This window comes from Clostridium sp. CAG:43, from assembly GCF_000434655.1.
Classification (GTDB): Bacteria; Bacillota; Clostridia; order Lachnospirales; family Lachnospiraceae; genus Otoolea; species Otoolea fessa.
Window position 1 is genome coordinate 19951 of record NZ_FR895113.1, and the last position, 14950, is coordinate 34900.

14 protein-coding genes (1 of these 14 cut by a window edge) are annotated in these 14950 nt (G+C 51.9%); 10 read left to right on the forward strand and 4 right to left on the reverse strand.

The window, feature by feature from the left end; all coding sequences use genetic code 11:
* Positions 1-3: 3 nt before the first annotated feature.
* The 7 genes from QVO97_RS11170 (at position 4) to QVO97_RS11200 (ending at position 7332) form a co-directional block, all read left to right on the forward strand.
* Complete coding sequence (locus QVO97_RS11170; RefSeq protein WP_022360400.1) at positions 4-915, forward strand: PSP1 domain-containing protein; 912 nt, start codon at positions 4-6, stop codon at positions 913-915.
* Positions 905-1636, forward strand: coding sequence for a tRNA1(Val) (adenine(37)-N6)-methyltransferase (locus QVO97_RS11175; RefSeq protein WP_022360401.1), 732 nt, complete (start codon positions 905-907; stop codon positions 1634-1636). The genes QVO97_RS11170 and QVO97_RS11175 overlap by 11 nt, the downstream gene beginning before the upstream one ends.
* Before the next feature lie 15 nt (positions 1637-1651).
* On the forward strand, positions 1652-2503 hold the full coding sequence (gene rsmI / locus QVO97_RS11180) for a 16S rRNA (cytidine(1402)-2'-O)-methyltransferase (protein WP_022360402.1): 852 nt from the start codon (positions 1652-1654) through the stop codon (positions 2501-2503).
* Between the two features lie 364 nt (positions 2504-2867).
* On the forward strand, positions 2868-3758 hold the full coding sequence (pdxS, locus tag QVO97_RS11185; RefSeq protein WP_022360403.1) for a pyridoxal 5'-phosphate synthase lyase subunit PdxS: 891 nt from the start codon (positions 2868-2870) through the stop codon (positions 3756-3758).
* Between the two features lies 1 nt (position 3759).
* On the forward strand, positions 3760-4338 hold the full coding sequence (gene pdxT, locus QVO97_RS11190; RefSeq protein WP_022360404.1) for a pyridoxal 5'-phosphate synthase glutaminase subunit PdxT: 579 nt from the start codon (positions 3760-3762) through the stop codon (positions 4336-4338).
* A 556-nt stretch (positions 4339-4894) separates the two neighbouring features.
* Positions 4895-6040 (forward strand): trans-sulfuration enzyme family protein, encoded by a 1146-nt coding sequence (locus tag QVO97_RS11195; RefSeq protein WP_022360405.1) that lies wholly within the window; start codon positions 4895-4897, stop codon positions 6038-6040.
* A 119-nt stretch (positions 6041-6159) separates the two neighbouring features.
* Positions 6160-7332 carry a MalY/PatB family protein gene (locus tag QVO97_RS11200; protein WP_022360406.1) on the forward strand — a complete coding sequence of 391 codons (1173 nt, stop codon included), beginning with the start codon at positions 6160-6162 and terminating at the stop codon, positions 7330-7332.
* A gap of 116 nt (positions 7333-7448) precedes the next feature.
* Here QVO97_RS11200 and glgB read toward each other — a convergent pair whose 3' ends face one another.
* From glgB to QVO97_RS11220, 4 genes are all read right to left on the reverse strand, one after another.
* The gene (gene glgB, locus QVO97_RS11205; protein WP_022360407.1) at positions 7449-9395 is read right to left on the reverse strand and encodes a 1,4-alpha-glucan branching protein GlgB; all 1947 of its coding nucleotides are present in this window, start codon (positions 9393-9395) and stop codon (positions 7449-7451) included.
* A gap of 4 nt (positions 9396-9399) precedes the next feature.
* Entirely contained in the window at positions 9400-10947 is a 1548-nt protein-coding gene (locus QVO97_RS11210) for an alpha-amylase family glycosyl hydrolase (RefSeq protein ID WP_022360408.1), read from the reverse strand.
* Between the two features lie 23 nt (positions 10948-10970).
* Positions 10971-11213 carry a YaaL family protein gene (locus QVO97_RS11215; protein WP_022360409.1) on the reverse strand — a complete coding sequence of 81 codons (243 nt, stop codon included), beginning with the start codon at positions 11211-11213 and terminating at the stop codon, positions 10971-10973.
* 81 nt (positions 11214-11294) lie between these two features.
* Positions 11295-11708 carry an ArsR/SmtB family transcription factor gene (locus QVO97_RS11220; RefSeq protein ID WP_022360410.1) on the reverse strand — a complete coding sequence of 138 codons (414 nt, stop codon included), beginning with the start codon at positions 11706-11708 and terminating at the stop codon, positions 11295-11297.
* A gap of 530 nt (positions 11709-12238) precedes the next feature.
* Here QVO97_RS11220 and QVO97_RS11225 point away from each other — a divergent pair.
* From QVO97_RS11225 to QVO97_RS11235, 3 genes are all read left to right on the forward strand, one after another.
* Positions 12239-12814, forward strand: a complete 576-nt coding sequence (locus QVO97_RS11225; protein WP_022360411.1) for a prepilin peptidase — start codon at positions 12239-12241, stop codon at positions 12812-12814.
* A gap of 35 nt (positions 12815-12849) precedes the next feature.
* Entirely contained in the window at positions 12850-13854 is a 1005-nt protein-coding gene (locus tag QVO97_RS11230; protein ID WP_022360412.1) for a hypothetical protein, read from the forward strand.
* 120 nt (positions 13855-13974) lie between these two features.
* Positions 13975-14950 carry the 5' portion of a CpaF family protein gene (locus QVO97_RS11235; RefSeq protein ID WP_369678423.1) on the forward strand. It continues 254 nt past the right edge of the window, so only the first 976 of its 1230 coding nucleotides appear in the window; it begins with the start codon at positions 13975-13977; its stop codon lies beyond the right edge, outside the window.

A 14950-nucleotide genomic window follows, 5' to 3' on the forward strand; every position in this document is an offset into this window, starting at 1 on the left:
TTTATGATAAAGGTAATCGGAGTCCGGTTCCGCAAGGCCGGAAAGGTATATTACTTCGATCCGGCGCAGATGGAAATCAAGATGGGCGACCATGTGATCGTGGAGACCGCCCGCGGAATCGAGTTCGGAGAGGTGGTTCTTGGCGTCCGCGAGGTGGATGAGAAGAAGGTGATCCAGCCGCTGAAATCGGTCATTCGTATGGCGACGAAGAATGACGAGGAGCTGGAACGGAAGAATAAAGAAAAAGAGCATGAGGCATTCCAGATCTGTCAGGAAAAGATCCGCAAGCATGAATTGCAGATGAAGCTGATCGATGCAGAATACACCTTTGATAACAATAAGCTGCTGTTTTATTTTACGGCGGATGGAAGAATCGATTTCCGTGAGCTTGTCAAGGATCTGGCGGCGGTCTTTAAGACGCGGATCGAGCTGCGCCAGATTGGCGTCCGGGATGAGACGAAGATTTTGGGTGGCGTCGGTATCTGTGGTCGTCCGCTCTGTTGTCATTCATATTTATCGGAGTTTATTCCGGTTTCAATTAAGATGGCAAAAGAGCAGAACCTGTCCTTAAATCCGACGAAGATTTCGGGTGTGTGCGGTCGTCTGATGTGCTGCCTGAAATACGAGGAAGAGACGTATGAGGATCTGAACAGCCATCTGCCGAGTGTCGGCGATTACGTCACAACGGATGACGGGCTGAAAGGCGAGGTTCACAGCGTCAGCGTCCTGCGCCAGCAGGTAAAGGTGGTTGTGACGGTAGGACGGGATGAGAAGGAGATCCGTGATTACCGTGTGGATCAGCTCAAGTTTAAGCCGAAGCGCCGCCGTGACAGGGGAAATGTCAACGATGCGGAGCTGAAAGCGCTGGAGGCACTGGAGAAAAAGGAAGGAAAGTCGAAGCTGGATGATAATTAAAGAGGGCGAGCGGATCGATGAACTGCAGCGGAACGGATACCGGATCATCCAGAAGACGAACGGGTTCTGTTTTGGCATGGACGCGGTGCTTTTGTCCGGGTTTGCATCGGTAAAGCCGGGCGAGAAAGCGCTTGATCTGGGAACGGGAACCGGTATTATCCCGATTCTTCTGGAGGCAAAGACGGAAGGAAGCCATTTTATAGGTCTGGAGATCCAGGCGGAGATGGCGGAGATGGCATCCCGGAGTGTGGCGCTCAACAGGCTGGAAGAGAAGGTTTCGATCGTGCAGGGCGATATCAAGGAGGTTCCGACGCTGTTTGAGAAGGCATCCTTTGATGTGGTAACGACGAACCCGCCGTACATGAACGACAGCCACGGGCTGAAAAATCCCGATCTTCCCAAGGCGATTGCCCGCCATGAGGTTCTCTGCAATCTGGAGGATGTCGTGCGCGCGGCGGCTTCGGCACTTCGTCCCGGCGGACGACTCTATATGGTACACCGTCCGAGACGGCTCATTGAGATTCTGATGGCGATGAAAAGCCAGAAATTGGAGCCGAAGCGGATGAAATTTGTCCATCCGTTTGCAGATAAAGAGGCCAATATGGTTCTCATCGAGGCGGTGCGCGGCGGCGGCGCGCTGATGACAGTGGAAAAGCCGATCATTGTGTATAAAGAGCCGGGCGTGTATACGGATGAGATTTATGATATTTACGGGTATTAATGGAATAGGAGAACGATGGAAGGAACATTATATTTGTGTGCCACGCCGATCGGCAATCTGGATGACATCACATTCCGGGTGCTGGAGACGTTAAAGCAGGTGGATCTGATTGCGGCGGAGGACACGCGGCACAGTATTAAGCTTCTGAATCATTTTGATATTCATACACCGATGACGAGCTACCATGAGTACAATAAGGTCGAGAAGGCGCGTGTGCTGGTGGAGAAGCTGAAATCGGGCATGAATATTGCCTGCATCACGGACGCCGGGACGCCGGGTATTTCGGATCCGGGCGAGGAGCTGGTGCGCCAGTGCTGCGAGGCGGGAATTAAAGTAACCGCGCTTCCGGGAGCGGCGGCGTGTGTTACGGCGCTGATTATTTCGGGACTTCCGACGAGACGGTTCTGTTTTGAGGCATTTCTTCCGACGGACAAGAAGGAGCACCAGCGGGTGCTTGCAGAGCTTCAGAATGAGACGCGCACGATTGTGCTTTACGAGGCGCCGCACCACCTTCTGCGGACGCTCACGGAGCTTTACGAGGCGCTGGGGGATAGAAAGGCGTCTATCTGCCGGGAGCTGACGAAGAAATACGAGACGGCGTTCCGGACGACGCTTTCGCAGGCGGTGGCGTATTATACGGAAAATGAGCCGAAGGGCGAGTGCGTGATCGTCATCGAGGGCAAATCCGTCCAGGAGATCGAGGCGGAGGATCAGGCGCGCTGGCAGCAGATGTCCTTGGAAGAGCATATGGAACATTATGAATCACAGGGAAACAGCCGCAAGGAAGCGATGAAGCTGGTGGCGAAGGACCGCGGGGTTTCGAAGCGGGATGTGTACCAGGCGCTGCTGGAGGCGGAAGAGGCGTAGACACAAACGGAAAGCTGAAAAATGGGTAAGTGGAGTGGCGTTGGTGGAATGCCGGGGCGCTCCGGTTTGTGCAGATAAAAGAAAAATAGAATAAGATTTGAGAAAAGAACAAACTGTACTGATTAAAATATTTAAAAGTGTATATTTTAATCAGTACAGTTTTTGTTATAATTCCTACTAAGTTGATGCGGAAATGAATGTAAAAATACAGAATGTCAGTGAATTGTTTTTCGCAAGGCAGAATAGAAAGGCAGAAGAGGCGCTTGACTGTGAATGATTCAGTGGATTCGGGTATTGATTGCAAGGATCGTAAGGACGCTTGGCTTACAAAGAAAAATCATATTCAACCACGGGAGGAATAAAAATGGCAGAGAATCGTTATGAACTGAATAAACAGCTGGCACAGATGTTAAAGGGCGGCGTTATCATGGATGTCACAACCCCGGAGCAGGCGAAGATCGCGGAGGCGGCAGGCGCGTGTGCGGTTATGGCGCTGGAGCGGATTCCGGCGGATATCCGGGCAGCGGGCGGTGTGTCCCGTATGAGTGACCCGAAGATGATTCGCGGCATTCAGGAGGCAGTTTCGATTCCGGTTATGGCGAAGTGCCGGATCGGTCATTTTGTGGAGGCGCAGATTCTGGAAGCGATCGAGATTGATTATATCGATGAGAGCGAGGTATTATCTCCGGCGGATGATGTGTACCATATTGACAAGACACAGTTCAAGGTTCCGTTTGTCTGCGGTGCGAGAGACCTGGGAGAGGCGCTGCGCCGGATCGAGGAAGGTGCTTCGATGATCCGTACCAAGGGCGAGCCGGGAACGGGCGATGTCGTACAGGCAGTCCGCCATATGCGTGCGATGAATTCGGAGATCCGCCGGGTTCAGAACCTGCGTGAGGATGAGCTTTACGAGGCAGCAAAACAATTAAAAGTTCCGGTTCATCTGCTCCGCTATGTACATGACAATGGACGTCTCCCGGTTGTCAATTTCGCGGCAGGCGGTGTGGCTANNNGCGGTGTGGCTACCCCGGCGGATGCGGCTCTGATGATGCAGCTGGGCGCAGAGGGAGTCTTTGTTGGATCTGGTATCTTCAAGTCAGGCAATCCGGAGAAACGTGCGTCGGCGATCGTGCAGGCAGTAACGAATTACAAGGATGCAAAATTACTTGCTGCAATTTCTGAGGATCTGGGCGAGGCGATGGTTGGTATCAATGAGAATGAGATTGCGATTTTGATGGCAGAGCGGGGACAGTAAGATGGAGAAAAAACAGATAGGCGTGCTGGCGGTGCAGGGCGCGTTTGCCGAACACATTGCCATGGTACGGAAACTGGGCGCAGAGGCGTTTGAGATCCGGCAGCTTCCGGATCTGGAGCGGCCGATGGACGGACTGATTCTGCCGGGCGGCGAGAGCACCGCGATGCGCAAGCTCCTGGATGAGCTGGGGCTTTATGAGCCGCTTCGGGCAAAGATTGCGGCAGGGCTTCCGGTGTATGGAACGTGCGCGGGGCTTCTGCTTCTGGCCAAGGAGATCGAGGGCGGAACGCCGTGCTTTGCGACGATGGATGTGTCGGCGGTGCGGAATGCCTACGGGCGTCAGCTCGGAAGTTTTTACACGGAGGCTGAATTTGCCGGTCTGGGGACGATTCCGATGACTTTTATCCGCGCGCCGTACATCGCTTCGCTTCAGGAAAATGTTAAGGTGCTGGCGACAGTGGACGGAAAGATAGTCGCAGCCAGACAGGGAAACCAGTTTGCGACGGCATTTCATCCGGAATTGAATGAGGATGTGACGGTGCACCGGTATTTTCTAGAGGAAGTCTGCAAAGGAAATTAAAAGTGTAATTTGGTAAAAATTAGCGTGTGGTTGATGAAAAGTGAAACCTACTGGTAAGGGGAGCGAGAACTGCAGCCATTTAAAGCGGTCAGAATGGATGATATATTTCTGAAATGTGGGAAGATGTCATTGATTCTGACCGTTTTTTTATCTCAGTCGAGAAGACTCCCACCTCTTCAGGTGGTGAGTAATAGCAAATTTGTCTCAGTGGGAGTTGGGTCTCCGACTGAGATAAACGCTCCGCGAGGATGCGCAGTGATTCTGTAAAGAATATGTCAGCTTCGCTGACCAGAATCACGCGCCAAGTCTCACGGACGTTCGACTTGAATTGTTTGGAAGGTGCGTTCTGTGAAAAAACAAAAAATGTACCTTGATAGTTTTTGGCGCTGAGGAAGGAAAACGCCCGGGAAAATGGCGGACTGTATGGAATTCCTATTGACAAAGTAGGAATTCCGCATTACAATCACTGATAAACCAATTAAAACAATATGAAATAAGAAAATTATATAAAAAACAAATTTGCTGATATAGCAAATAGACACAGGAGGATGACATCGTGGCTTATCAGATAGAGACAACTTGTATTTGCGGAGATCCGGAAACTTCTAAAAACCATTCTTTTGGCGCTGTTTCAGTACCGATTTACCAGACGGCGACTTTTGCCCACCCGGGTATTGGGGAATCGACCGGTCATAATTATACGCGTGAGAGCAACCCGACCAGAGACGAGCTGGAAAAGACTGTTTCGGCTCTGGAAGGAGCGGTTGATACCGTTGCCTGCACATCCGGTATGGCGGCGATCTCGCTGATGATGGAGCTGTTTGACAGTGGCAGCCATTTTGTGTGTACCGAGGATCTGTATGGCGGTTCCGTCCGTATTTTTGAGGCACTGGAAAAGAAGCGCGGTTTTTCATTTTCCTATATAAATACAGCCGATGTGGAGGCGGTTGAGAAGGCGATCACGGATCAGACGAAGGCACTCTACATCGAGACACCGAGCAACCCGACGATGCAGGTGACCGATCTGGCGGAAATGAGCCGTCTGGCGACGAAGCACGGACTGCTTCTGATCGTGGACAATACCTTCCTGTCCCCGTATCTGCAGAATCCGATCGCGCAGGGCGCGGATCTGGTTGTCCACAGTGGCACGAAGTTTTTAGGCGGTCACAATGATACGCTGGCTGGATTTTTATGTACGCCGATCAAGGCGCTGGCAGAGCAGATCCGGTATCTGTTCAAGACGATCGGAAGCGGACTTTCTCCGTTTGATTCTTTCTTAGTCCTGCGCGGCATCAAGACTCTGTCAGTGCGCGTGGAACGGCAGCAGGAAAATGCGATGAAGATCGCGAGCTGGCTGAAAGAGCAGAAAAAAGTAACGGATGTCTACTATGTAGGACTTCCGGAGCATCCGGGTTATGAGATCAACCAAAAACAGAGCCGCGGTGCGGGCAGCATGATTTCGTTCCGCACTGATACAGAGGAGACGGCGAGAAAGGTGCTGGAGCGCGTGAAGCTTATTTCCTATGCGGAGAGTCTGGGCGGCGTGGAGTCCCTGATTACCTATCCGATGCTGCAGACACACGGCGATGTGCCGGTTGAGATCCGGGAACGTCTTGGAATTACGGAGACATTTTTACGTCTGTCTGTCGGTATTGAAAATGTGGATGATCTGATTGCGGATCTGGAGCAGGCGTTAGCGTAAAAAGAGGATAGATATGTTTGGTATCGGTTTTGCATGGGCAGTGGGATATGGGCATGGATGACAGGATGCCAGAGTGAAAACCGTTCATTGACAGGAACGATGGATTGGGAGGAAAATGCATGAAATACGATTTTGACAAAGTGGTGGACCGGCATGGTACCAACTGTTTAAAATATGATTTTGCCATCGAGCGAGGAAAACCAGCGGATATTTTACCGCTTTGGGTGGCTGATATGGATTTTCAGACGGCTCCGGCGATTTTAGAGCGGCTGGAAGAGACAGTAAAACATGGTATTTTCGGCTACAGTGATGGAAAAGAGGGCTATTTTGCGGCAGTCCAGAACTGGTACCGGGAGCGCTTTGGCTGGGAGACGAAACCGGAGTGGCTGGTGAAGACACCGGGCGTTGTATTCGCGCTGGCGGCGGCTGTCCGGGCGTATACAAAGGAAGGTGACGGCGTACTGCTTCAGCAGCCGGTGTACTATCCGTTTTCGGAAGTAATTACGGACAATGGGCGTAAGATTGTCAACAGCCCGCTGAAAATCACGGATGGCTATTACACGATGGATCTGGATGCTCTGGAAACGAAGATCGTGGAAAATAAGGTCAAATTGTTCCTGCTTTGCAGTCCGCACAACCCGGTCGGACGTGTCTGGAGCGAGGAAGAACTGCGCCGGGTCGGCGAGATTTGCCTGCGTCACGGTGTGCTCGTGGTCAGCGATGAGATCCACAGTGATTTTACCCGCGAGGGACATCCGCACACAGTATTTGCGAAGCTGGGTGCAGAGTTTGAGCAGAACTGCCTGATCTGCACGGCACCATCTAAGACGTTCAATCTGGCGGGACTGCAGATTTCCAATATCTTTGTGCCGAACCCAGAGCTTCGGAAGAAACTCTTAAAGGAGATCGCGGCGGCAGGCTACAGCCAGGTCGGTCTGATGGGGCTGGTAGCATGCCAGGCGGCGTATGAAGAGGGAGCGGAGTGGCTTGCACAGCTAAAAGCGTATCTGGAGGAGAACCGGAAGTTTGTGAAGGCGTATCTGGAAGAGCATCTGCCGGAAATCCGTCTGATCGAGCCGGAGGGAACCTATCTTCTGTGGCTGGATTTTAAGGCGCTTCATTTGAATGAAAAAGAGCTGGAACATCTGATCGTGGACAAGGCACATCTGTGGCTGGACAGCGGCGCGATGTTCGGACCGGACGGCGAGGGCTTCGAGCGGATCAATATCGCATGCCCGCGGGCGACGGTGGAGAAAGCGCTGAAGCAGCTGGAAGCGGCGATCCGTGGATAAAATTGATTGGGTCACGAATCAGAACCCGTATAAATAAAACCTGCCGCAGGCAGACTGTATCCCCCATATAAACAGTCTGTCTGCGGCAGGTTTTTTGACTTCATAGGAACATTATTTTATGAGAACCGGAACACCGCAGTTCCATACGCCGGAAGCGGGTACGCGAAGGAGTATGGCTGTCCGTCACATTCGCTCTTGATGGAGCGGTAATGGCTGATCTTATCGCCGCGCTTGTAGTAGCCGTGTTCCTGGTCAAGCAGCAGCGTGTAGGTGCCGCGTTTCGGAACACCGACGCGGTAATCGTCGCGGTCTACCGGGGTGAAGTTGCAGATGAAGAGAAGATTCTTTTTCTGTGTTTCATCGCGGCGGATAAAGCTGAAAATACTGCGGTCTCCGTCGTTGGCGTTGATCCACTGGAAGCCGTCATACTCCTCGTCCAGGCGGTAGAGCGCCGGATATTTGTGGTAGAGCGTCAAAAGCCCTTTCACATAATTTTGGAGGTCGGCATGGAACGGCTCTTTCGTAAGGTACCAGTCGAGGGAGACTTTTTCATCCCATTCATGGAACTGACCGAAATCCTGTCCCATGAAGAGAAGTTTCTTGCCCGGATGTCCGAGCATGAAAGTGTAGCCGACTTTCAGATTGGCAAATTTATCCTCGTATTCGCCCGGCATTTTGTTGATCATCGAGCATTTGAGGTGGACGACCTCGTCGTGCGAGAGCACCAGAATGAAGTTTTCGCTGGTGCAGTAGGTGATGCCGAAGGTCATTTTGTTGTGGTTAAATTTACGGAAATACGGGTCGAGTTTCATGTATTCGAGGAAGTCATGCATCCAGCCCATATTCCATTTGAAGGTAAATCCAAGACCGTCCTCCTCCGGGCTCTTGGTAACGTTCGGCCAGGCGGTGGATTCCTCGGCAATGATGATGGCGCCGTCCTTCCGGCCGCGGATCACGCTGTTTAAATGTTTGAAAAACTCGATGGCTTCGAGGTTTTTGTTGTCGCCATATTTATTTGGTACCCACTGTCCGTCCTGGCGTCCATAGTCTAAGTAAAGCATGGAAGCGACGGCGTCCACGCGCAGACCGTCGATGTGGTATTCATCGAGCCAGTAGAGCGCGTTGGCGATCAGAAAATTGGATACCTCGTTTTTGGCATAATCAAAGACCTTGGTACCCCAGTCCGGGTGCTCGCCTTTGCGCGGGTCGGCGTACTCATAGAGCGCCTGTCCGTCGAAATCGGCAAGTCCATGTGCATCCTTCGGAAAATGCGCCGGAACCCAGTCTAGGATGACACCGATGCCTTTTTTATGTAAGTAATTGACGAAATACATAAATTCCGCCGGGGTTCCGTAGCGGGAGGTCGGGGCAAAATAGCCGGTTACCTGATAGCCCCAGGAGCCGTCATACGGATGTTCGGCGATTCCCATGAGCTCTACATGGGTGTAGCCCATTTCCAGGACATAGTCAGCCAGCTCATGCGCGGCTTCCATGTAAGTGTAATAACCGTCCTTTTCCGGGCGGTTTTTCTTTTTCCAGGATCCTAAGTGAACCTCGTAGATAGAGATTGGCGCCTTGACCGGATCGGTGCCCGCGCGCGATTCCATCCATTTGGAATCGTTCCATTTGAAGCCGCGGATATCGGCGGTCACGGAAGCGGTTCCTGGACGGTATTCTGCCGAAAATGCATATGGATCTGCCTTAAATAAAATCGTTCCCGTGTGCGTGGTGATGGCGAATTTGTAGAGCTGTCCCACGCCAAGTCCCGGTACGAAGAGCTCGTAAATGCCGCTGTCTGCGACCGGCTTCATCGGGGTTGCATCCGGATTCCAGGCGTTGAAGTCGCCGACCAGGCTGACGGCGGCTGCGTGCGGCGCCCAGACCGCGAAATAGTAGCCGTCCTGTCCGCGATATGTATAAGGGTGTGCGCCCAGCTTGTGGTAGAGCTGGTAGTGGCGGCCTTCTCCGAAGAGATACCGGTCAAGCTCGCCGATCACGCCGAGTCCCTCTGTCTTTGGTTTTTTCGATGTGGTTCGTTTAGTAGTGGAAGCTGCTTTTTTCATAAGGTTACCCCTCCGTGATTCCGAGAATAACAGCGCTGTTACCCTCTAATTCTATCTGAATTTTGTTTGTATTCTTATCGATCAAAAACGATTTTCCGGTAATCAGATCCGTAGCTTGTTCCGCTGTCGTGTGGAATGGAAGCGGAACTTGTAAATAAGCGGCGTTGTCATCGTTGTTGGCAGCGGTAAGGATCGCCTGGTGGTCACCGTGTCTGGCAAATGCGTACTGCCGGTTTGTCAGCAGAAGTTCCTGATAACGCCCACCGTGAAGCGCCGGTTCGGCGGCGTGGATGGCGGCGAGTTTCTGGATCAGAAGTGTAAGCGGTGTCACGGTGCCTGCGCTGGTATCTGTGTTTGAGTCTGTGGTGCTTGAAATGGTCTGGCAGCAGGTGTTTGCGCCTGCGTGTATGTTTGTGCCTGTGGCGCTCGAAAAGCTCTGGCAGTTGCCATCTGTGCGGATGCCTGTGTTTTGTCCGTCGCTGGTCTGCATTTCTTCTGCAAGCGGTCTCGGCGGCAGGATTCTCGGACGGAGTTCCGTATCAGAGTTGTGTCCGCGGCGTCCCTGAATGCCCCATTCACTTCCATAATAGATGGATGGAATGCCCGGAAGAGTGAACAGCAGCGTGTAAAGCGGCGCAAGATGTGCCGGATTTAACAGTTTGCTTGCGATCCGGTCTTCGTCGTGGTTGTCCACAAAGGTGTAGAGATCCCGCCCCACTGCTTCGAGGCGGCGGACATTGTGTGCCAGTTCGAAATAATTGTGGTCGTTGTGCGCGGAATAGATACTTTTGTGCATCTCGTAGTTGGTGACGGAATGAAGCATCTGCGGATTGACCCAGCGGGCGTATTCGCCGTGGATGACTTCACCCATCAGCCAGAATTCCGGCTTGATTTCATTTGCCAGCCGGCGCAGTTCCTGCATAAATTCAAAGGAAAGATCGCCCGCGCAGTCGAGGCGGATGCCGTCGATGTCAAATTCCTGCACCCAGAAACGGACAGTGTCAAGCAGATAGTTCCGCACTTCCGGGTTTCCGTGGTTTAAGCAGGGAAGCTCCCAGATGCCGTGCCAGGATTCGTAGCCGAAGGAATCACCGAGCGGGCTGCCCCAGCCGAAATTGACGTTCCTGTACCATCCGGCGTAAGAGGACTGGTCACGGTGCGCCTGCAGGTCGCGGAAGGCGAAAAATTCGCGACCGGTGTGGTTGAATACGCCGTCCACGACGACGCGGATGCCATGCTCATGGCAACAGTCCACGAAAGATCGGAAGGAGACGTTGGTCCCCAGCCGCCGGTCGATGAGCCGGAAATCACGGGTATCATAGCCGTGCGTGGATGATTCAAACAGCGGTCCGATGTAAATCGCGGAAATATGCAGGCTCTTTAAATAGGGAATCCACTGTATCAGTTCGTCCATGCGGGAATCGGCGGAAACGTCCCTGTTTGTGCCATCCGCTGCCCCATCGGAGACGGGATAGGGATTGGCAAACGGTGCTCCGGTCATTCCCAGAGGATACATATGGTAAAAGATAGCTTTGTCGTACCAGGCTGTCATGAGAAAGGTCCTCCTTGTGTCGGTTAAATGGTATTTTCCTGTTGTTTAATATGTCGTAAAAGGAACTGATACCGGAGGTGTGCGGCTTTCAGTTCGTAGATATAGCAGTCAATCAGAGTCGGATCGACGACCTCTTCAAAATGGTTGAAAACGGTGTTGATCGTGCTCATGGTCTGTCGCAGTTCTGTCAGCAGCTCCGGGTCAGGGTGGGCGGAAAAAATGTCCGTGCTGGTGATACCGTAGCAGTGGGTGCGGTTGTGCTTCATGGTTTGATGCTCTCTTTCTGAATCCTATAAATTGGTACAACGATCAGTATATTCAGAAAATGGAAAGATATGCATCCTGGTTCAGGCGTCCATGGAAAGCACGGATTCCAGCAGATGTCCGAGCTGCATCAGTTTCCGGGTGCTGTCTTCGATTGAGAGATAATAATAATTGCAGGTTCCCTCCCGGTGGACATCGATCAGCCCGGCTGTCTTTAAGATCTTCAAATGGTGGGAAACTGCCGGGCGCGACAGGCTGGTTCGTTCGGTGATCTCCCGGACGTTTAAGCCATGCGGACGGGACTGGGCGGGCAGGCTGATTTGACGGTCATTGTTCTTATCAGGCTGATTTTTGTTCACATCGTTGTTTTTTGTGCGCCCCGTGAGGACTTCGTCCGTCAGTGCTTCGATGATCGTCAGCCGTATTTCATCGCCCAGCGCGATAAAAAGAGGCATACAGGTATGAAAATGCTGTCGGAGTTCTATTCCCTTTTTCATCGCGGCTCCTCCTTCTATAATGGTTTAAAAATTTAAACTAATAGTATTTTACCATTTTTTGTTTCGTCAGTCAATGGAAAGGAAAATGCTGGAATGGGTATTTATAGATAAAAAATAAAGAGATATTTTGGCAATTATTTTCAAATAACAAAATTGTCTAGCTAAAATAATGGGTTCAGATGCACAAAGTTTTTGAGATGTTTTTGGCGCATATTTCGGGCGTTTTGGGATTGACTTTTGACCAAAAACTGTTCATAATGGAGGAACATTCATGGATGGGTTCTTCCATCTGTCACGGGAATCCGGATTTCCCGTTGATCTATTATTAAGATTCTAAAAGTTAAGTTCAGAGAAGTGTTCGATAATTTTTCAGGAATGTTTGAAGTGCATACAGGAAATGAATGGAAAAAGGTGGCGGTAAAAGCTGGCGCAGGACTGGCAGCTATCGTTTGCGGCAGGAGTTTTGAAAAGAGGACATACTGTGCAGAAATTGTTCGTTTCATGTATGCGAAAGAGAAGGAGGGGATGGATTGAACTTTTTGCTGCTGTTGTTTACTGGCGGCTGTGCGTTTTGGGATTTGAAAAAACGCCGTATTCCCAATGGGATGCTTCTGCTTGGCGGCCTGTTGTTTCTTTTGATTCGGTTTGGTCTGGGGATGAAGATGGGATATACGGCCGGATGGGACGGGCGGCTGCCGGGATATAGGGCGGCGCTTATGATGGGGATTGGCGAGACTTGTGGATATTTGATTCGTGTCGGGAGTTTACTGATTGTCCTGTTCCCTCTGTATCTGTTTCGCATGATAGGTGCGGGGGACATCAAAATGGCAGCCGTCCTGTTTGGTGCCGCCGGGCTGCGGCAGGGCGGGCGGATTTTCCTGTGCGGGCTGGCAGCTGCCGGAATATGGTCGCTCGTATTACTTATCCGGCGTGGGATTGCCAGGCAGCGGCTTACATATCTTGTGTTTTATTTGTACCGGTCCGCGCTTGGGGGAAGCGTCGAGCCGTACTATCTGGAAGCGCGGGATGGAAAAGAGGCATCTTTTTGTCTGGCACCGTGCCTGTTTTTGGGAGTGATTGGGGCGGAGCTGATTCGGTATCTGTAAGGAAAATGGCTTGTGATTAGGGAGGTGGCGGTGCGATGAAGCATATTCTGGCGGTGTATGATGTGGATCCGGTCTATGCGGCGCGGTTTGCAGAGGTAGTTAACCAGAAGGAAAAAATACCGTTTGAGGTGGTGGCGTTCAGCTCGATCGAGCGGCTGCGGGCATTTGCGGCGGAACATCCGGTAAAGCTTCTGTTGTTGGGCGAGCATGTTCCGGCGGAAGAAAAGGAGTCCATCCGGGCGGAAAAGGTTATTCTTTTATCGGATAATGGGGGAAAACCGGTCAGTCCGTCAGTTCCCTGTGTCTACAAATACCAGTCCAGCGATGCGATTGTGCGCGACGTGATGACCTGGTATGGGGAAAGCCCGGGGGAGCTGCCGGAGGTGTCCGGGCGGGGGCTGGCGAAGGTCTTGGGAGTGTATTCGCCGGTTGGACGGTGTTTAAAGACCTCGTTTGCCCTGACAATGGGAAAACTTTTGGCACAGGAGGAGCGGGTGCTGTATTTGAACTTGGAGGAATTTTCCGGTCTGTCGGTTTTGATGAAAGAAGAATATAAGAGTGATTTGTCGGATCTGTTGTATTTTTACAACGGTGGAAGCTATAATTCGCTTCGTTTGAGCAGCGTTGTCCACACGATGGGGGAGCTGGACTATATTCCGCCGGTGCGCTATCCGGAGGATCTGGATCAGGCGGGAGAGGAGGCAATCGCGGGGCTTATACGGGCAATTGCCGGGGAGAGTGCGTATGATACGCTGGTAGTGGATATAGGAAGCGGGCGCAGGACGGCGCTTTCGGTAATGAAGCTGTGCCGGGTAATTTATATGCCGATCCGGGAAGATCCGGTGTCTTTGGCAAAGCTTAAGGAGCTGGAGCAGTATTTTTCACAGACAGGAAATGGCATGCTAAGGGAACGTATTAAACGCCTGAAGCTTCCGTATCACGGCAGTTTTGGACGGGGCGATTATATTGACCAGCTCTTATGGGGAGAACTGGGTGATTATGTACGGCAGCTGCTGCGGGGAAGCAGTGTGGGCGGATAATGTTCATTGTGGGTTAAATTAGAAGGGGCAAAGTCTTTTGACAGGGATAAATTGAGCGGGATTTTGCCAGTCATTCTAAAGAGTAAACGGTTGTGAGAGAAACAACTGGCAGGGGGAAGTATGCAGGAGCAGAAAATGGTTTTGAGGCAGCGTCTGATGGAGCAGATGGAGAGCCGTATGCAGGTGGAGGATGAGGAGCTGCGCGACCTGATCGACATGGCGATTCTGGAAGCGGCAGAAGGGGCGTATCTGCCGTTAAAAGAGCGGCTTTGTTTGAGAAAAGAGCTGTTTGATTCATTCAGACGGCTGGATATTTTGCAGGAGCTGGTCGATGATCCGACGATCACGGAGATCATGGTAAATGGCACGGAGCACATTTTTGTCGAGCGGCAGGGGCGTGTGGAAGAGTTAGAAAAGCACTTTGATTCGGTAGGGCAGCTAGAGGATCTGATTCAGCAGATTGTAAGCCGTGTCAACCGGACGGTCAATCTGGCATCCCCGATTGCGGATGCGAGACTGGAAGATGGTTCTCGTGTCCACGTGGTGCTGGCACCGGTGGCGTTAAATGGGCCGATTTTAACGATCCGGAAGTTCCCGGAACCGATCACGATGGAACGCCTGATTGAGTTAAAAAGTATCAGCCGGGAGGCAGCGGTATTTTTGCAGAAAGCGGTCGAGCGGGGACTCAATATTTTTATCAGCGGCGGAACCGGATCGGGAAAAACGACGATCTTAAACGCCATGTCCGGCTATATTCCACAGGAGGATCGCGTCATTACGATCGAGGATTCGGCAGAGCTTCAAATCCGCCATGTAACGAATCTTGTCAGCCTGGAAACAAGGGTAGAAAACCGGGATGGTTCGCAGGAGATTTCCATGCGCGATCTGATCCGGGCGAGTCTCCGAATGCGTCCGGACCGCATCATCGTTGGGGAGGTCCGGGGCGGCGAGGCGCTGGAAATGCTGCAGGCGATGAATACGGGACACGATGGCTCGCTCTCAACTGGACATGCAAACAGCGCCAAAGATATGCTCTCAAGACTGGAAACGATGGTTCTGATGGCAGCAGAGCTGCCGCTTGCGGCGGTCCGGAGCC

Coding starts and splice junctions, on each gene's coding strand:
- QVO97_RS11170 (WP_022360400.1), top strand. CDS start 4: ATGATAAAGGTAATCGGAGTCCGGTTCCGCAAGGCCGGAAAGGTATAT.
- QVO97_RS11175 (WP_022360401.1), top strand. CDS start 905: ATGATAATTAAAGAGGGCGAGCGGATCGATGAACTGCAGCGGAACGGA.
- rsmI (WP_022360402.1), top strand. CDS start 1,652: ATGGAAGGAACATTATATTTGTGTGCCACGCCGATCGGCAATCTGGAT.
- pdxT (WP_022360404.1), top strand. CDS start 3,760: ATGGAGAAAAAACAGATAGGCGTGCTGGCGGTGCAGGGCGCGTTTGCC.
- QVO97_RS11200 (WP_022360406.1), top strand. CDS start 6,160: ATGAAATACGATTTTGACAAAGTGGTGGACCGGCATGGTACCAACTGT.
- glgB (WP_022360407.1), bottom strand. CDS start 9,395: ATGAAAAAAGCAGCTTCCACTACTAAACGAACCACATCGAAAAAACCA.
- QVO97_RS11210 (WP_022360408.1), bottom strand. CDS start 10,947: ATGACAGCCTGGTACGACAAAGCTATCTTTTACCATATGTATCCTCTG.
- QVO97_RS11215 (WP_022360409.1), bottom strand. CDS start 11,213: ATGAAGCACAACCGCACCCACTGCTACGGTATCACCAGCACGGACATT.
- QVO97_RS11220 (WP_022360410.1), bottom strand. CDS start 11,708: ATGAAAAAGGGAATAGAACTCCGACAGCATTTTCATACCTGTATGCCT.
- QVO97_RS11230 (WP_022360412.1), top strand. CDS start 12,850: ATGAAGCATATTCTGGCGGTGTATGATGTGGATCCGGTCTATGCGGCG.